Annotated in this window: 17 protein-coding genes and 1 pseudogene; 12 read left to right on the top strand and 6 right to left on the bottom strand. The window is 69.4% G+C overall.

Features of this window, described 5'->3' with window-relative positions:
* Window positions 1-79 precede the first annotated feature (79 nt).
* The 8 genes and pseudogenes from ACIBAG_RS28355 to ACIBAG_RS28320 all read left to right on the top strand — a co-directional run bounded on the left by ACIBAG_RS28355 (window position 80) and on the right by ACIBAG_RS28320 (window position 8360).
* Window positions 80-370 (top strand): DUF3040 domain-containing protein, encoded by a 291-nt coding sequence (locus tag ACIBAG_RS28355; RefSeq protein WP_399108701.1) that lies wholly within the window; start codon window positions 80-82, stop codon window positions 368-370.
* Between the two features lie 45 nt (window positions 371-415).
* Window positions 416-1945 carry a potassium/proton antiporter gene (locus ACIBAG_RS28350; protein WP_399108699.1) on the top strand — a complete coding sequence of 510 codons (1530 nt, stop codon included), beginning with the start codon at window positions 416-418 and terminating at the stop codon, window positions 1943-1945.
* Window positions 1946-2566: 621 nt separating this feature from the next.
* Window positions 2567-3787, top strand: coding sequence for a cation:proton antiporter (locus ACIBAG_RS28345; RefSeq protein ID WP_399108697.1), 1221 nt, complete (start codon window positions 2567-2569; stop codon window positions 3785-3787).
* Between the two features lie 66 nt (window positions 3788-3853).
* Window positions 3854-4910, top strand: a pseudogene (locus tag ACIBAG_RS28340) (PucR family transcriptional regulator).
* 423 nt (window positions 4911-5333) lie between these two features.
* Window positions 5334-5771 (top strand): NfeD family protein, encoded by a 438-nt coding sequence (locus ACIBAG_RS28335; protein WP_399108696.1) that lies wholly within the window; start codon window positions 5334-5336, stop codon window positions 5769-5771.
* Between the two features lie 29 nt (window positions 5772-5800).
* A complete protein-coding gene (locus ACIBAG_RS28330; protein WP_399108694.1) occupies window positions 5801-6904 on the top strand; it encodes an SPFH domain-containing protein in 1104 nt (367 codons plus the stop codon).
* A gap of 290 nt (window positions 6905-7194) precedes the next feature.
* Complete coding sequence (locus ACIBAG_RS28325) at window positions 7195-7662, top strand: CBS domain-containing protein (protein ID WP_399108693.1); 468 nt, start codon at window positions 7195-7197, stop codon at window positions 7660-7662.
* A 272-nt stretch (window positions 7663-7934) separates the two neighbouring features.
* On the top strand, window positions 7935-8360 hold the full coding sequence (locus tag ACIBAG_RS28320; RefSeq protein ID WP_399108691.1) for a hypothetical protein: 426 nt from the start codon (window positions 7935-7937) through the stop codon (window positions 8358-8360).
* Between the two features lie 70 nt (window positions 8361-8430).
* Here the strand turns inward: ACIBAG_RS28320 and ACIBAG_RS28315 are convergent, their stop codons facing one another.
* The 3 genes from ACIBAG_RS28315 to ACIBAG_RS28305 are packed head-to-tail and all read right to left on the bottom strand — an operon-like array spanning window position 8431 to window position 10406.
* On the bottom strand, window positions 8431-8694 hold the full coding sequence (locus ACIBAG_RS28315; RefSeq protein ID WP_399108689.1) for a hypothetical protein: 264 nt from the start codon (window positions 8692-8694) through the stop codon (window positions 8431-8433).
* Window positions 8691-9932 (bottom strand): cation:proton antiporter, encoded by a 1242-nt coding sequence (locus tag ACIBAG_RS28310; protein ID WP_399108688.1) that lies wholly within the window; start codon window positions 9930-9932, stop codon window positions 8691-8693. The genes ACIBAG_RS28315 and ACIBAG_RS28310 overlap by 4 nt, the downstream gene beginning before the upstream one ends.
* Before the next feature lie 3 nt (window positions 9933-9935).
* Window positions 9936-10406: a cation:proton antiporter regulatory subunit gene (locus ACIBAG_RS28305; protein ID WP_399108687.1), complete on the bottom strand. Its 471-nt coding sequence runs from the start codon at window positions 10404-10406 to the stop codon at window positions 9936-9938.
* A gap of 220 nt (window positions 10407-10626) precedes the next feature.
* Between ACIBAG_RS28305 and ACIBAG_RS28300 the strand changes: the two genes are divergently transcribed.
* Window positions 10627-11064 carry a hypothetical protein gene (locus ACIBAG_RS28300; RefSeq protein ID WP_399108686.1) on the top strand — a complete coding sequence of 146 codons (438 nt, stop codon included), beginning with the start codon at window positions 10627-10629 and terminating at the stop codon, window positions 11062-11064.
* A 202-nt stretch (window positions 11065-11266) separates the two neighbouring features.
* Here the strand turns inward: ACIBAG_RS28300 and ACIBAG_RS28295 are convergent, their stop codons facing one another.
* Window positions 11267-12772: a SulP family inorganic anion transporter gene (locus tag ACIBAG_RS28295; RefSeq protein WP_399108684.1), complete on the bottom strand. Its 1506-nt coding sequence runs from the start codon at window positions 12770-12772 to the stop codon at window positions 11267-11269.
* A gap of 436 nt (window positions 12773-13208) precedes the next feature.
* Between ACIBAG_RS28295 and ACIBAG_RS28290 the strand changes: the two genes are divergently transcribed.
* Complete coding sequence (locus tag ACIBAG_RS28290) at window positions 13209-13622, top strand: MerR family transcriptional regulator (RefSeq protein WP_399108682.1); 414 nt, start codon at window positions 13209-13211, stop codon at window positions 13620-13622.
* A gap of 137 nt (window positions 13623-13759) precedes the next feature.
* On the opposite strand, the gene ACIBAG_RS28285 is transcribed toward ACIBAG_RS28290, so the two are convergent.
* Window positions 13760-14056: a hypothetical protein gene (locus ACIBAG_RS28285; RefSeq protein WP_399108680.1), complete on the bottom strand. Its 297-nt coding sequence runs from the start codon at window positions 14054-14056 to the stop codon at window positions 13760-13762.
* A 539-nt stretch (window positions 14057-14595) separates the two neighbouring features.
* Here ACIBAG_RS28285 and ACIBAG_RS28280 point away from each other — a divergent pair.
* Together ACIBAG_RS28280 and ACIBAG_RS28275 are read left to right on the top strand one after the other, a co-directional pair.
* Complete coding sequence (locus ACIBAG_RS28280) at window positions 14596-15045, top strand: hypothetical protein (RefSeq protein WP_399108678.1); 450 nt, start codon at window positions 14596-14598, stop codon at window positions 15043-15045.
* Window positions 15020-15502 (top strand): DUF6461 domain-containing protein, encoded by a 483-nt coding sequence (locus tag ACIBAG_RS28275; protein WP_399108676.1) that lies wholly within the window; start codon window positions 15020-15022, stop codon window positions 15500-15502. Before ACIBAG_RS28280 ends, ACIBAG_RS28275 begins: the two co-directional genes overlap by 26 nt.
* A 300-nt stretch (window positions 15503-15802) precedes the next feature.
* Here the strand turns inward: ACIBAG_RS28275 and ACIBAG_RS28270 are convergent, their stop codons facing one another.
* Window positions 15803-16018 carry a hypothetical protein gene (locus ACIBAG_RS28270; protein WP_399108674.1) on the bottom strand — a complete coding sequence of 72 codons (216 nt, stop codon included), beginning with the start codon at window positions 16016-16018 and terminating at the stop codon, window positions 15803-15805.
* Window positions 16019-16373: the final 355 nt, after the last annotated feature.

Here is a 16373-nt window from a genome sequence, read left to right as displayed (position 1 = left end):
CGACCTCGCAAGGAGAGCAGATGGCCCGCACCGCCGACTGCGACGCGTGTCGGCAGTCCCGTGCCCGGAGGTGGGCATCATGCCCGGATCCGATGACAGGCGTCTCCGTGAGATCGAGGCTCTCCTCGACCACGAGGATCCCCGGCTCGCCCGCGCTCTTGGGGTCGGCCGCCCCTGCCGACCGCGTGAGTACCGGCACGCCCGGGCCTGGCTGCTGCTCGCCGTCGCCATGGCCGTCCTGGGAACCGGCATCGCCCTGGCCCACGGGCTGCTCATCGCCACCGGCCTGGTCCTGGCCGGTATGGCCGGGGAACTGTTCGACCCCGAGCGTGACGCGCGCAGACACCGCATCCCTCCGCCCCGGTCCTGACCTCGGCGACCGTCAGGCGGCTGCGGATGGCACGAGGCCCTGTCGATGACCCTGTCCGAGCTGTACTTGACGCTGCTGATCGGCGGTGCCGTACTGCTGGCCAGCATCGCCGCCGCCCGTGCCGCCCACCGCGTCGGCCTGCCCAGCCTGCTGCTGTTCCTCGCGGTCGGCGTCATCGCCGGCGAGGACGGGCTCGGCCTGGAGTTCGACGACGCCCAGCTGGCCCAGGCACTGGGCACCGCCGCCCTGGCCGTCATCCTCGTCGAAGGCGGCCTGACCACCCAGTGGAGCGACGTCCGACGCCTCCTGGCCCCGGCCGGGGTGCTCGCCACGGCAGGCGTGGCCGTCTCCGTCGTGGCGACCGCCGCCGGCGCGCACTGGCTGCTGGGCATCGAGTGGCACCTGGCCCTACTGCTCGGTGCGATCGTCTCCTCCACCGACGCCGCCGCCGTCTTCGCCGTCCTGCGCTCGCTGCCGCTGCCGCAGAAGGTGACCGGGCTGCTGGAGGCCGAGTCCGGCTTCAACGACGCCCCGACCATCATCCTGGTTCTGGTCTTCTCCACCGCCACCGCCGACCTGCCCGGGCCCGCTCCCCTCCTGGGCAACCTGCTCTACCAACTCGCGGTCGGCGGCACTCTCGGCGTGCTGATCGGCCGACTGGGCGCCGCGGCGCTGCGGCACATCGCGCTGCCCGCCACCGGCCTGTACCCACTGGCCACGGTTGGTTTCGGCATCGTCGCCTTCGCCGCCGCGGGCGCGGTGAACGCCAGCGGCATCATCGCCGCCTACCTGTCCGGCCTGGTGCTGGGCAACGCCAAGCTGCCCCACCGCGCCGCCACCCGTTCATTCGCCGAAGGCGCCGGCTGGCTGGCCCAGATCGGCCTGTTCGTCATGCTCGGCCTGCTAGTCAACCCCAGCGAGTTGCCCTCCGCGATCCTCCCGGCCCTCGTCGTCGGCCTGGTCCTGCTGTTGGCCGCCCGCCCCGTCTCCGTCCTGGCCTGCCTGCTGCCGTTCCGCATCCCCTGGCGTGAGCAGGCGTTCATCTCCTGGGCCGGACTGCGCGGCGCGGTCCCCATCGTGCTCGCCACCTTCCCCATCGTCGCCGGGGTGACCGGCGCCCGCGACGTACTCAACATCGTGTTCGTCCTCGTGGTCCTGTTCACCCTCATCCAGGGCCCCACCCTGCCCGCCGTCGCCCGACGCCTGGGCCTGACCCGCCCCGGCGCGCTACGCGATGTCCAGGTCGAGACCGCCCCCCTCGACGTCCTGGACGCCGACCTGCTCACCGTCACCATTCCGCCGGGCTCCCGGCTGCACGGGGTGGCCGTATTCGAACTGCGGCTGCCGCCCCCGACCGTCGTCACCCTGATCGTCCGCGACGGCACCACCCTCGTCCCCGACCGTGACACCGTGCTGCGTGCCGGTGACGAGCTCCTGCTCGTCACCACCCCCAACACCCGGGAAGCCACGGAGCGTCGGCTGCGGGCTGTCGGCCGACGCGGCAAACTCGCCCGCTGGCTCGGCGAACACGGCGCCCCCGAGCCGGAGCCCGCCGCGTCCGCGCGGACCGAGTAACTCCTTGCACGAGCAGCACTGAGCGGACACTCGTTCGATCAACTGCCACGATCCGAGCTGCTTTGCTACAGATATGCACTGATATGCCATCCATGCGTAATTAGTCGTACGCTAAACTGCTTTACCGAGCCGTGGCGCTCTCTTGAGCGGCTGTTTGCTCATTTCTCTGGGGGATTGCTTTTCCGGCGGAGCTGGATCTCGCTGCGAGGGGGGACGTGACATGGGCTGGGTTGTCCACACCGTTGATCTGCCCGTTACCGGGTCCTCCTGCCGCCTGACCGTCCCGGCCTTGAGGACCGTGCGCATCGACAACACGGCCCGTGACAGCGTGCCCGAATCGGGCAGCGCCGTTCCCGGCGTCTGACCTCCCGGTCCGACGCACACCCCAGGTGCCCCCCGCCTGAATCCACACCGCCGCCGACCAGCGGATGACGGCCCGGTTCATGGAGCAGGGGCCTGACCACCTGCGGCACTGCTCCAGCCAGGATTGGCCGGATGCTGGTTGTCTCCTGCCCCCATACACCCGGCCGCATCGCCGGCCTCACCGGCAGCGCCCGCTCGCCGCCCGTCGCCACGAAGGCACAGACGCCGTCGCCGAACCGAACCGGAGGACCGACGCCCGTGCACAACACCACCGCCATGCTCATCGAACTCGGGGTCATCATCCTCGCCCTGGGCCTGCTGGGCCGCCTCGCCGGGCGCGTGGGCTTCTCACCCATACCCCTGTACCTCCTCGCCGGACTTGCCTTCGGCCACGGCGGCATCCTCCAGCTCAACGCCAGCGAGGAGTTCACCGCCACCGGCGCCGAGATCGGTGTCATCCTCCTGCTGCTCCTGCTCGGCCTGGAATACAGCGCCTCCGAACTCGTCACCAACCTCAAGACCCAATACCCCTCCGGCGCAGTCGACTTCGTCCTCAACGCCATACCCGGCGCCATCGCGGCACTGATCCTGGGCTGGGGGCCGGTGGCCGCCGTCGCCCTGGCCGGCGTCACCTGGATCTCCTCCTCCGGCGTCATCGCCAAGGTCCTCGGTGACCTGCGCCGGCTCGGCAACCGCGAAACCCCCGTCGTCCTCGGCGTCCTCGTCATCGAGGACCTCGCCATGGCCCTCTACTTGCCGATCCTCACCGCCCTGCTCGCCGGCGTCAGCCTGGCCGGCGGCACCGTCACCCTGCTGATCTCCTTGGGGACCGTCGGCGCTGTCCTCTACGTCGCCCTGCGCCACGGACGGCTCATCAGCCGCGCGGTCTCCTCCGACAACGCGGAAATGCTCCTGCTGGTCGTACTCGGCCTGACCCTCCTCGTCGCCGGCATCGCCCAGCACCTCCAGGTCTCCGCAGCCGTCGGCGCCTTCCTCGTCGGCATCGCCCTGTCCGGCGAAGTCGCCGAAGGGGCAAGCAACCTCCTCACCCCACTGCGGGACCTGTTCGCCGCCGTCTTCTTCGTCTTCTTCGGTCTGTCCACCGACCCCGCCGACATCCCGCCCGTCCTCCTCCCCGCCCTCCTCCTTGCCATCGCCACCGCCCTCACGAAGATCGCCACCGGCTGGTACGCCGCACGCCGCGCCGGAATCCAGGGCGCGGGCCGCTGGCGAGCCGGTGGCACCCTGGTCGCCCGCGGAGAGTTCTCGATCGTCATCGCCGGACTCGCCGTCGGCGTCGAGCCCCGCATCGGTCCCCTGGCCACTGCCTACGTCCTGATCCTCGTCATCGTCGGCCCGCTGACCGCCCGCTTCACCGAGCCGCTGGCCCGCCACCTCACCCGCCGCGCCACCGCGGCGGCACCAGCCGCGGTACCTGCTGACGCGGAGCAGGCCGAATCCGCACACGCCCACGTCTGACACAGGCACGGTCGGCACGGACGCTGCCGAGCAAGGACCCGCGACCAGCACTGGCAGGAGGGGGAAGTGACCGTGCACGACACACTTGGGGAGTTCCTCGACGGCTACACCGAGATCCTGACGGACGCCTCCACCACCGGCCGTCGTCTCACCCGGGAGGAACTGAACTCCCGCCGCAAACTGGGCGCGAAGGCCGCGGCGTCGGGCTACGGATGGCGCGTGCTGGTGCGCGAGCACCTCGCGGCCAGCCGAACCGACTGGCCCACCGCAGCCGCGCCGGACAGTGTCGTGTCCGTCATCGAGCAGGCCGTCGACGCCTTCGCGGACGGATACGAGCGGGCGCAGCGCCTGGTCATACGGCAAGAGGAAGCAGCCCGACGCGAGTTCATCGACGACCTGCTCCACGGACGCGGCGACCCCGGACACCTCGCCGCACGCGCCGAACGGTTCGGGCTGCGCCTGTCGCGCGCCCATGCCGTGGCCGTCGCCGAAGGCCCCGCCAAGTACGACGAGACCGACCCCGTCCCCCGCCAGGTGCAGGACGCCCTCTTCGGCCGCTTCGAGAACCGCCGGATCCTGTTCACCACCAAGGACGGCCGGATGGTCTGCATCGCCCCCGGCGACCAGGGCGACGTCCTGACCCACTTCGGCAATCAGGCCCACGCCGCCCACCGACGGCGGCCAGGTCGCCATCGGCTGCCCCCGGCCCGGCGCCGTCGGCATCGGACACAGCTACGAAGAAGCCCTCAACGCCCTCGACGTCGCCCAGCGCATGGGCTTCGACGACCCACTGCTGCGTGCCGCCGACCTGCTGGTCTTTCCCGTCCTGGCCCGCGACCGGCAGGCCCTCATGGACCTCGTACGCAGCACCCTCAGCCCCCTGGAACAAGCCCGCGGCGGAGCCCAGCCACTCCTCGACACCCTGACCGCCTACTTCGACACCGGCTGCATCGCTGCCGAAACAGCCCGCCGACTGTCACTGAGCGTACGGGCCCTGACCTACCGGCTGGAACGCATCCACACCCTCACGGGCACCGACCCCACCGACCCCGCACACCGCTACACCCTGCAGACGGCGGTCATCGGCGCCCGCCTGCTCGACTGGCCAACCAGACCCCTGTGATCCACAGACACATCCCCAGGCCCCGCCCAACCGACGGAGGCATCGCCGCACAGTCGGCCGGGTGTGGCAGGGGTCCCCCTCGGTGACTGGAGCGGCTGGGCGAGAAACGGGAGGGACTCATCGTCGGTGCCCAGGTGCCAGCTGATAGTGGGTGTCGTCTACCGGCGGAAATGGGTGCTGGCCCCGATGGCGACGCCGCAAGGCCGCGTGTGACGCTGGTACGGATGCTATCCGTCGTTCGCGCGGGAGAAGGAGCCATGATGCAGCCTGGCACCGCCGGCGCGGCCGTTCAGCTGCCCGCATTTACCCCCGCCGGTCAGGGCAAACGCTTCAACAATCAAGAACCACGGCTCCCGTGTCTGTTCCGCCCGGCGTTACCGAAGGTAGCTTGTTGGAGAGGGCCTCTGTAAGGAGGGCGATTCGATGCCGTGGTTCGTATGGCTGCTCGCCGCCGGAGTGCTGGGTGCCGCGGAGTTCTTCACCCTGACACTGGTCTTCGGGTTGCTGGCGGGCGCTGCGTTGGTGGCCGCCGTGGTCGCTGGTGTGGGCATCGGCGTTGCCGGCCAGCTCGTTGCCTTCGGGGTAGCAGCGGCAGCGGGTCTCTTCCTCGTCCGTCCCATCGCGCTACGGCACATAGCACAGCAGCCCCTCGCCCGCGAGGGCAGTGACGCGCTGATCGGCAAGCGGGCCGAGGTCATGCAGGAGGTCACCGCAACCCACGGCCTGATCAAACTCTCCGGCGAGGAGTGGTCCGCCCGCGCCCTCGACGAGAGCTTGGTGATACCGGTGGGAGCGTTGGTGGATGTCATGGAGATCGAAGGCGCCACTGCCATCGTCTACCCCCGCGAACTCCTTCCGTGAACGGCTGAACACACAGCAACGGAGGCACTGTGGATCCCCTCGTCATCCCCATTCTTGTGGCGGCCATCGTCGTCGTCTTCCTCGTGGCCTCCACGGTGCGGATCGTCCCGCAGGCGCGCCGCTACAACATCGAGCGGTTCGGCCGGTATCGCCGGACGCTGCAACCCGGGCTGAACTTCGTCGTGCCGGTGGCGGACCGCGTCAACACCAAGCTCGACGTGCGCGAGCAGGTGTACTCCTCCGATCCCAGGCCGGTGATCACCGAGGACAACCTCGTGGTGAACATCGACACCGTGCTCTACTACCAGATCACTGACCCGAGGGCGGCGGCCTACGAGGTCGCCGACTACCTGCAGGCGATCGATCAGCTCACCGTGACCACGCTGCGCAACGTCATCGGCAGCATGGACCTGGAGGAGACGCTCACCTCGCGTGAGGAGATCAACTCCCGGCTCCGCGCCGTCCTCGACGATGCCACCGGCAAGTGGGGCATCCGGGTCAACCGCGTCGAGATCAAGGCCATTGATCCACCGGCCACCATCAAGGAAGCGATGGAGAAGCAGATGCGGGCCGAGCGTGACAAGCGCGCGGCCATCCTGCACGCCGAGGGGGAGCGGCAAGCAAAGATCCTTACCGCGGAGGGCACGAAGCAGAAGGACATCCTGGAGGCACAGGGCACGCAGCAAGCCATGATCCTGCGGGCGGACGGTGAGGCAAAGGCGGTGGAGCTCGTCTTCCAAGCCGTCCATCGCAACAATGCCGACCCGAAGGTCCTGGCCTACAAGTACCTCGAGACGCTGCCGCACTTGGCGAGCAGCGACAACAACACGTTCTGGGTGATTCCGGGGGAGCTGACCGAGGCGGTTCGGACCGTCACCAGCGCCTTCGGTGATCAGTCGACGGCGGGTCCTCCCACACCTGCGCGACCTGACGATGCAGCCACTGCCGACGACACGTCCCACGAAAGCCGGGTTCCAGAGCTCGGTGCAGGCTCGACGGTTTCGCTCGACGCCGCGAAGGCTGCTGACGAGGCCGAGAAGCAGGCCGCCGCCGCGGTGAGCGACGCCAAGGCGGAGGCTGCGGCCGCGATGTCGCCCCAAGTGCCGCGCCGGGGGCAGACGTCCGGCGATTGAGCCCACCCTGGGGCTCTCGGCCAGGGACCGCGGTGACGCGACCGAGCGGTGACGCCGCCCTGACCGGCACCGACCCATCGACCCGAGCCACCGCTACACCCTGCAGACCGCGCTCGTCGGCGCCCGGTTGCTCGACTGGGGACCAGACCCCTGTGATCAGGCACGCCCCCACACGATCTCTGCGTTGGCGCCGAGTACCGGGTGAGTCCTGGTGATGCGGCAGTTGTTGTCCGTACCGCCGTGTTCTCGGCTCTGCTCCCTTCGTGCCGGCCCAGGAGAGGAGAGGGCGCATGCGAGCACATGACCTGGCTGAGCCGTATCAGGCGGTCTCGGCTGACGACGACGCGGTGACGGCGGCCCGCTTGTTCGTGGAACGGCGACTTCCGGCCCTGCTGGTCCTCGACGCTGATCAGCGGCCCTACGCGATCGTGCCGGGATCGCAGCTGCTGCGAGTCGTGCTCCCGGACTACGCGCTGGAGGATACCGCGCAGGCCCTCGCCCTGCACGACACCGAGTTGGAGCGGATTGCGGAGAAGCTGGAGGGACTCACCGTCGCACAGTGGCTCCCCCACCGCACCCTGCCGACCGTAGTGGGGCCCGATACGGGTATCGCGCAGGTGGCCGCGTTGATGATCCGTACCCACACGCCGCTGGTGGCGGCGGTCGAGAGCGACGGCCAGGAAACGCGGACGGTGGGAGCGATCACGGCAGCCCGGCTGATGGAACACGTCCTCACGCAGGAACAAGGCGGGCCCTGAGGCATTCGGTTTGACCGAGCCCCTCGCCCTCCGCCTCACCCGCCGCCCCGCCACCGCAACAATCGCCGGCGGCCTCGCCCCGGCCGAGGTGGAGCGGACCGGGACCACACGGTCCGGCTTGTATCCCCCGGTGCCCGGGCTCCGACGCAGGTCCCAGGAACCGGGCGGCGCTCCCGTCACGTATGCCGTGGTGCTGGCACACTCGTGACAACGGCCAGGCCACACAACGGGAGGCAGGGGAGGAACGCGCCCGGCCATGAGTCGTCGCCGGCGTGCCGGCGGTGCTGCTCGGTGCCGCCGCCCTGATCGCCCACCTGCTGTTCGACAGGCCGCGTGCCGGGGTTATTCCGCTGATCGCCGTGCTGCTCGCAGCGCCTGTGCTGCTGTTCTGGCCCGCACGTCGACTGTCGGTCCTGGCCGCCGCCAGGGTGCCGGGACCTCTGGTCCAGGCGGGCGATGTCCTGAACCACTGTGGCGCCCGCACGGTTGCGATTCACCGCGACGCCAGCCAGCGCAGCGAGGTGCTCGCCACCGTGTGGCCTTTGTTCTTCCAGGGGCGATGCCGTGAGCCGGACGCGTACGCGGCGGCCGGCGGGGGCAACTGTGACGGATATCTGAGGGTCCGCGACCGGGCCAGCGGCATCGTCGGCTGGGTCGAGCGGGACCGTCTCGACTGGATGCCGTCCGTAATCCGCTGAGCGGCTGCTGCCCGCGGCCCGGCGCGCATCGGCCCGTCCTGACCAGGGACCGGGATGTTCCGTACGCGTCTCAGCTCGGATGGCCCCGTCGCCTGACGGACGGGCGCCAGGCCAGGTACGGCAGGCTCACCGGCCACGACACGATCAGCCCGATGAGGGTGAGGGCACTGGAGACGGGGTGCAGTTCCGTATCCCGGCGCCATGCCGCACTGCGCCGTAGCAGCCGGGGCAGGTTCCGGGCGACGCCGACGACGCCGCCCAGGTAGACGGCCAGGGCGGCGAGCAGCAGGACCGCGTCCCGCTCTGTCAGCGCGGCCCAGCCGTCCTCGCTCATGACCGGCCGACCGCGCCCTGATCGTCCACCACTTCCTGCGCCTCCGCGAGCGGCGCCGGTGCCGTCGGCGCGGGCTTGCCCCACCGAGCGGTCAGACGCAGGGCCACGGGCTCGGTGTAACGAGCGGTGAGCGGACCGAGGATCACCAGGATGAGCACGTACGCCGTGGCCAGCGGGCCCAGCGAGGGCTCGATCCCGGCAGTGACCGCGAGCCCGGCGATGACGATGGAGAACTCCCCGCGCGCGACCAGCGTGCCCCCCGCCCGCCAGCGGCCCTTGACGGAGACACCGGCCCGCTTCGCCGCCCAGTACCCGGTGGCGATCTTCGTCAGCGCGGTGATGACGGCCAGCGCGAGCGCGGGCACCAGCACCGGCGGAATGCTGGACGGATCGGTGTGCAGGCCGAAGAAGACGAAGAACACCGCGGCGAACAGGTCCCGCAGCGGCGCGAGCAGGCTGTGCGCGCCCTCGGCCACCTCTCCGGAGAGGGCGATGCCCACCAGGAAGGCGCCCACCGCAGCCGAGACCTGCAGTTCCTGCGCGATGCCGGCCACCAGCAAGGTCAGGCCCAGTACCACCAGGAGCAGTTTCTCGGGGTCGTCGCTGGAGACGAACCGGGAGATGTGCCGCCCGTAGCGCACAGCGAGCACGAGCACGAGCCCGGCCACACCGAGCGCGATCGCGAGTGTAGCGCTGCCGGCCGCGAGACTGGTCCCGGCCAGCAGGGCGGTGATGATCGGCAGATAGACCGCCATGGACAGGTCTTCCAGCACCAGGATGCTCAGGATCACGGGCGTTTCCCGGTTGCCCAGCCGCCCCAGATCACCGAGCACCTTGGCGATGACGCCGGAGGAAGAGATCCAGGTAACGCCTGCCAGCACCACGGCAGCCACCGGGCCCCAGCCCAGCAGCAGCGCCATCGCGGCGCCCGGCAGCGCGTTGAGCGCGGCGTCGACCAGCCCGGCCGGGTACTGCGTCTTGAGGTTGGAGACCAGGTCGCTGGCCGTGTACTCCAGTCCGAGCATGAGCAGCAGCAGGATCACACCGATCTCGGCGCCGATCGCCACGAACTCCTCACTGGTGCCCAACGGCAGCAGCCCGCCGTGACCGAAGGCCAGCCCGGCCAGCAGATAGAGCGGTATCGGTGAGAACTGGAAGCGTCCGGCGAACCGGCCGAGCAGCCCAAGACCGAGGATGATCGCACCGAACTCGATCAAAAAGATGGCGGAGGAGTGCACGGATCACTCCCGCCCGAGTATCACGGCGGCAGCCTCCACGCCCTCGCGGGTGCCGATCACGATCAGTGTGTCCCCGCCGGCCAGCCGGAACTCCGGGCCCGGAGACGGGATCGCCTCCGCCCGGCGCAACACCGCCACGATCGACACACCGGTCTCCGTACGCATCCGTGTCTCGCCCAGCACCCGCCCGTTCCAGTGCGAGGTCGCCGCCAGCTCGACCCGTTCGGCCACCAGTCCGAGCTCGGTCGTCGACAGCAGACTCGGGCTGTGATGCGCGGGCATCAGCGCGTCGATGAGCGCCGCCGCCTCACCCGACGTCAGCCGCACCGACAACGCGCAGGCGTCCGGATCGTCCTTGCGATACGCGCTCAGCGTCCGCGACCCGTCCCGGTGGGCGACCACCGACAAGGGACGCTGCTCCCGCGTGGTCAGGTCGTAGCGCACCCCGATCCCCGGTAGCGGTGTACTGCTCATACGCGCAGCGCCCACGGCTGTCCTCCTGTCTGGCTGTCTCGTTTGACTGTTTCTTTAGAAAGCCGTCGATGCCACCCTAGCGAGCACCCCGAAACCGCTTCACGGAGCCCGACGGACGGCCCGGTGAAACAATCCGTGCCCAGGGTCAGTACGCCGCAGCCACCGGTATCTCTGGCGTTGTTTCGCAGCGGCGTAGGGGAGGACCGGAAGGAAGAGTCAGATGATCGAGTGGGTGTCCATCGGTACCGGGGCCAGGCCCGTCCCTCAGCCCGTCGCCACGCCGTTGGTGTGGGCCGGGGCCTTCGGCGGCGCGTTGCTGCTGGTGGCACTCCTGAACGCTCTCGTCGGCACGGACCGGCCTTCGCTCGCGCTGGCCGGGCTTTCGCTCCTGGCCGCGCTGCTGGGTCTCTGTGCCCGTTTCTCCGCGGCCCCCGGCACGGCCGTACTGTGCTGGCTGTTCCTCAACGGTTTCGCCATCCCGCCCGCCGGCACCCTCACCTGGGCGGGGCACCGCGATACGTTCTGGCTCGCTTGGCTGCTCGCTGCGGCTCTTGTCGGTACGGCGCTGGCCCGCTTGGTCCACGCCCGCGCTGCCTACCGCCGTATCACCGAGGGTGTTGTGGCGGCAGGGCCGGGCGACGGGCGGGGCTACTCCTGACCGGGGTCTGGCGGTGTACTCGAAGCACGGATGGCGTTGCCTCAGCTGAAGGGTAGGTGCTCCGGTATCACATGGAGCGCCTTTTCAGGGCGTAGACCACGAGCTTGCGCTCCGGGATGCGGCGCCGCGGCGGACCCGGCGTGGTAGGGCAGAGGGCCGTGGAGAGTGGTGTCTCCGCGGCCCTCGGTTGCGTGTACGCCGGTCAGTGGCTGCCGGTGAGTTCGCCGCTGAGCGTGTCGTGGATGCGGGCGCTGGGTCCGTTCAGATGGATGATCTCGACGGTCTTGCCGCGCTGGGCGTACTTGCTCTCGATGGCGTCCAGGGCGGCCACGGAGGAGGCGTCCCAGATGTGGGCGGCGGACAAGTCGATGACGACCCTGTCGGGGTCGGTGGCGTAGTTGAACTGGCTGACCAGGTCGTTGGAGGAGGCGAAGAACAGCTCGCCGGTGACTCGGTAGACGACCGTGGTGCCGTCGGGGTCGGTGACGGCGGTGACCTCGACGAGGTGGGCGACGCGCTTGGCGAAGACGACCATCGCGGTGATGGAGCCGACGACGACTCCGATGGCGAGATTGTGGGTGGCGACCACGCAGGCGACGGTGATCACCATGACGGTGATCTCCCCGGCGGGCATCCGCTTCAAGGTCTTCGGGGCGATGGAGTGCCAGTCGAAGGTGGCCACGGACACCATGACCATCACCGCGACGAGCGCAGCCATGGGGATGTCGGAGACGATGGGCCCGAAGACGATGCACAGCACCATCAGGAACGCGCCGGCCACGAACGTCGACAGCCGGGTGCGGGCGCCGGACACGCGCACGTTGATCATCGTCTGGCCGATCATGGCGCAGCCGCCCATGCCGCCGAAGAAGCCGGTGACGATGTTGGCGACGCCCTGGCCGACGGACTCGCGGGTCTTGGAGGAGCGGGTGTCGGTGATGTCGTCGACGAGCTTGGCGGTCATCAGCGACTCCATCAGGCCCACCAGCGCCATGGCGAGCGCGTACGGCGCGACGGTCGTGAGGGTGTCCAGGGTGATCGGCACGTCCGGCAGCCCCGGCACCGGCAGCGCAGACGGCAGGTCGCCCTTGTCGCCGACGGTGGGCACGGCGATCCCGGCCGAGACCGTGAGGACGGTGAGGATGACGATGGACACCAGTGGCGCCGGGATCACGGTGGTGACCTTCGGGAAGAACACCATCAGCGCCAGCCCGGCGGCGATGAGCGGATACACGGCCCATGGCACGTCCGTCATTTCGGGCACCTGTGCCATGAAGATGAGGATGGCGAGGGAGTTGACGAAGCCGACCATCACGCTGCGCGGCACGAACCGCATCAGCTTGGCCACGCCGAGCGCGCCGAGGACGATCTGGAAGACGCCGGCGAGGATGACGGCGGCGACGAGGTAGCCGAAGCCGTGCTCGCGGTTGAGTGGGGCGATGACCAGGGCGACGGCCCCGGTGGCGGCGGAGATCATGGCCGGGCGGCCGCCGATGATCGCGATGGTGACGGCCATGGTGAAGGAGGCGAACAGGCCGACCGCCGGGTCAACCCCGGCGATGATCGAGAAAGAGATCGCCTCGGGGATCAGGGCGAGTGCGACCACCAGGCCGGCCAGCACCTCGGTGCGCCAGACCTTCGGGTCACTCAGCCAGTCGGGATGCAAGGTCCGTAGCCGCGCGGAGGGGGACGGTGCGGAAGAAGACAAGGAAGCGGGTACCTGTCGTGCTAGGGCACGCCTCTGCGGCAGGCCGCGACGTGCGAAGGAAGGCGCGGGAGGCCGGACTGCATCCCGCGGTTGGCCCGTTGAGCGGGCCGTAAGGCGATGAGGGGGTAGAGCCGGAAGGGCGCAACGGTTGCACCGGGGCTCTTGTCAGGGGCGAAGCATCACGGCGGACAGGCGGCGGCGCCGGGCACCACGGACTCGCGCACGCGTCTCTCCTGCAGGGCTCGGGGTGTTCGCCGGGGGCGGCGTCGGCCCCGACACGGCAGCGGCCGGGCGCTGCAGCCCGTACCGCACACGGCGGAGGGCAGCCGTCAACCGACCCTCACGATCAGCAACTCTACCCTAACGTTAGAGTAGAGACTCGCGGGGTCGCTGGGGCGCGGCACCGCCTGGGACGAGAAGAGGCCAGGGCAGGGACGTGGACGGCAAGCACATGCAGATCGGCGAGGTCGCTGCGCGGACCGAGCTGTCGCTGCGCACCATCCGGCATTACGAGGAGACCGGCCTCGTCGTCCCGTCGGCTCGCTCGCAGGGCGGCTTCCGCCTCTACACCGAGACCGACGTTGCCCGCCTGATGGTGATCCGCCGGATGAAGCCGCTCGGCTTCACCCTGGACGAGATGCGCGACCTGCTGGAGGCCACCGACCGCCTCGACGCCGACGATACGCCCGCCGGGGAGTGTGAGGAGCTCCTGGAGCGGGTGCGGGGCTTCGAGGAGATAGCGCAGCAGCGAGTGGCGGATCTGCGCACCCAGTTGGCGCGGGCGGAAGAGTTCGCGGACACCCTGCGTCGGCGCCTGCCCAAGATAGAGGCGCCGGCGCAGTCACCCTGAGAGCCGCTGACAGCCCGAGTTGACAGAGGCCGAATGAGGGCCGACGGCGCGCGGGTCACGTACCCGTCACTGCTTCAGGTGGCGAACCTGGAAGGTCAGTCCCTCGGGGCTGGTAAACCGCACAACAAGTCGGCCGGTCACCCGCCGTTGGCTACCTGGTCAACCGCGTCGAGCAGCGCATCCACCAGCTCCTCATGACGCTGCCGTTCCACACCCCGTGACGGGCTGGACAGCACGATGCCTTTCGCCTTTCCCAGGGCAGTCGGCTCCGCGCCGAGCAGCTCTCGCGTCACGATGATCGAGTCCATCACGCTCACTCCGCGGTCACTCAGCTGCTGCTGCACGGCGGCCATCCCCGCATCCGAGTCGAGCAGTGGCCTGCACTCCGCGACGAGTGCGGAGATCCGCTCAACGCGAGCTGGATCAAGCGCCATCGACTCCTCACCCCTCCGTCCGGTGGGGCCAAAATACCCCGTCCAAACCCCGTCCCGAGATCGAGGAGTGGGGCCAAATCAGCTGACGCGCGGGGCCAGTCAAGACTGACGAAGCCATCGGACTCCTCGGACGCTGTTGGCGAATTCCGCCCGGCGGTTGCGGGTCGCCGAGAGCAGCCGCGGACCACGGCGACGCTGATCACAACCTCGCGGACGACCTGGGGACGGTTCGTCGTCACGAGCGATCACGGACATCTGGCGGCGCCCAAAACCTCTCCGCGGATCTTCATTGCCGACAGCAGGCAGCCAGGCCGTGTCCGGTGTGCCGAATCAACACGTGATGCCAACTCGACCCACTGTCTACCCTGTTCAACATCACGGATACGAAGTGCAGTCCCTGTGTGGGACGTTGCACACCGCTTCGATTTGAACTGAAACGGATGGGGAGAGACCTGGACGGCAGATCGAACGCAGGTGCCACCGGCACGCACCAGCAGAGCGCGGCCGTAGGTGGCGTGGGGCCTCGTACGGCCCTACTGATGTCGCTGGTGCTCGCGCTGCTACTGGGCGTGCTGTCGGCGCTGGTGATGTTTCCGGCGGCCCAGCACCTACGCTCCCTCCAGGACGGCGAGCGGGCTCATGCCACGTTGCATACGAGCGGCGCGTGTATGGCGGGGCGATGCCAGGTCAAGTTCGAGGCGGACGGGCGGACCGTGGTGGCCGATCTGCCGCTAGGCAGCGGCGGCGGCAAGAGTTCTGTCGGCGCCCGACTGACAATCCGTTACGAGGCGGACGATCCACAGGTAGTCGCCCGTGAAGAGGATGTCGGGGGCGGCGGGGCAGCTGTGCTGGCAGTGATGTCGGGCGCGGGCGCCCTGCTCTTCCTGATGATGTCGGTCGTGGCGGCGATCTTCGTGGCGCGGCAGCGGCCCGCGGGCTCGAAGCCCGGCCGGAGTCCTCAGGATGGGCAGCGGAACGGCGGCGACTAGGTTCATCGGAGTAGGGATGCGAGATTCTTCGACAGGGCCTTCCTGTGACTGGGTCGGCGCCGGCACGTGGTGCGTCACCTTCACTCGGGGCATCACCCCGGACGAAGTGCTCACCCGCTATGGTGCGGCGCCGCGTCACGCCCGGGTCATGCCGATGCGGGAAGCCGACAGACTCGGCGCCGACAGCTACAGGGCCGGGACCACGAAGTCCGTGCTGCGGGTCGGAGCGGTGGGCGACTGGTCGTTCTATTACGAGAGATGGGGAGTTCTCGGCACCATGCCCGGTCCCCTGTCGGCGCTCTCCCACGACACGGAGATGTTCACCGTCACCGTGGGCGGAGACCGCATGAACACAGAGCACTGGCACGAAGGCCGGTGCACCGAAGTGTTCGAGCCCAGTCGACCGGACACGCGGCGGCTTTCCCCGCACCCGTGGTGGGATGCCGTGCAGGAGTGACGGGAAGCAACGGGAGGATGCGAACCCGGACTGGTGCCGGTCATCCGGGTGATCGGTTCCCACGTGGGTGCCCTCCTGGACGACGACACCATCGGCGGCCCCTGCCGACCGCGTTGCTGGGTGACGACCAGCCGGCCAGACCGCCTTCACCCGGGGGCCGGGGCAGGGAAGTCATTCTTCCGCTGCCGCCCCGCCCGACGTCCGATGGGTGAGGCCCGACCCGAGCGTGCGTCTCCGCGCTCAGTGACGGAGCCGGGCTTCGGGAGCGGCGGATGTGACCCTCGAGAGGGCATGTGAGGGTCATATGCCGCAGAACTCGCCGTGGATGACCGCGTCGATGTCGCCCGCCCAGTCGCCGTTGAAGTTGAACGCCAGCACGTGGCTACCGTCGCGGGTCGTCACCGCGACCGCAACCGTGCCGTGAAAGTCGCCGCCGTGCGCCCAGACTTCCTTGCCGCAGCTCGCCTTGGACTGCCGGAGGCCGAGACCGACCCAGGACCGGCATGCTAGGCACATGACAAAGAGGCGGGGACTAGCGATCGTCGGCTACAGCACGCTTACCATGCTGTGCGCCGCAGCGACAGCGTGGGCGGTGATCACCGGCCTCGCACGGCTGGACCTGCTGGGGAACGCTGTGGAGGTTCGGTTCACTGAGTGCCACGTTGAAGGTGGAGGCCGCGGCGGAAGCCACACCGTATGCAGCGGCCCCCAGCTGGACACTACGATCAAGCACACCGTGAAGGTCACGTACGACGGCCACAAGGGCGAGACCATCCGGGCTGCACAGAAACCATGGGGCAGTTACGAAGCGGTGGATACAGGTCTCGTTTCATGGGGCATCGCGGCACTCCTCCCGGTCTTGCCACTCGGT

This window comes from Streptomyces sp. NPDC051243, assembly GCF_044455405.1.
Lineage (GTDB): Bacteria > Actinomycetota > Actinomycetes > Streptomycetales > Streptomycetaceae > Streptomyces.
The sequence above is the reverse complement of the archived record's forward strand: the minus strand, read 5'-3'. Positions and strand labels throughout refer to the sequence as shown.

Excerpts from the sequence above, each read along its gene's own strand:
- ACIBAG_RS28355 (WP_399108701.1), top strand. The coding sequence starts at position 80 with ATGCCCGGATCCGATGACAGGCGTCTCCGTGAGATCGAGGCTCTCCTC.
- ACIBAG_RS28350 (WP_399108699.1), top strand. The coding sequence starts at position 416 with ATGACCCTGTCCGAGCTGTACTTGACGCTGCTGATCGGCGGTGCCGTA.
- ACIBAG_RS28335 (WP_399108696.1), top strand. The coding sequence starts at position 5,334 with ATGCCGTGGTTCGTATGGCTGCTCGCCGCCGGAGTGCTGGGTGCCGCG.
- ACIBAG_RS28325 (WP_399108693.1), top strand. The coding sequence starts at position 7,195 with ATGCGAGCACATGACCTGGCTGAGCCGTATCAGGCGGTCTCGGCTGAC.
- ACIBAG_RS28315 (WP_399108689.1), bottom strand. The coding sequence starts at position 8,694 with ATGAGCGAGGACGGCTGGGCCGCGCTGACAGAGCGGGACGCGGTCCTG.
- ACIBAG_RS28305 (WP_399108687.1), bottom strand. The coding sequence starts at position 10,406 with ATGAGCAGTACACCGCTACCGGGGATCGGGGTGCGCTACGACCTGACC.
- ACIBAG_RS28300 (WP_399108686.1), top strand. The coding sequence starts at position 10,627 with ATGATCGAGTGGGTGTCCATCGGTACCGGGGCCAGGCCCGTCCCTCAG.
- ACIBAG_RS28285 (WP_399108680.1), bottom strand. The coding sequence starts at position 14,056 with ATGGCGCTTGATCCAGCTCGCGTTGAGCGGATCTCCGCACTCGTCGCG.
- ACIBAG_RS28280 (WP_399108678.1), top strand. The coding sequence starts at position 14,596 with ATGTCGCTGGTGCTCGCGCTGCTACTGGGCGTGCTGTCGGCGCTGGTG.
- ACIBAG_RS28275 (WP_399108676.1), top strand. The coding sequence starts at position 15,020 with ATGGGCAGCGGAACGGCGGCGACTAGGTTCATCGGAGTAGGGATGCGA.
- ACIBAG_RS28270 (WP_399108674.1), bottom strand. The coding sequence starts at position 16,018 with ATGTGCCTAGCATGCCGGTCCTGGGTCGGTCTCGGCCTCCGGCAGTCC.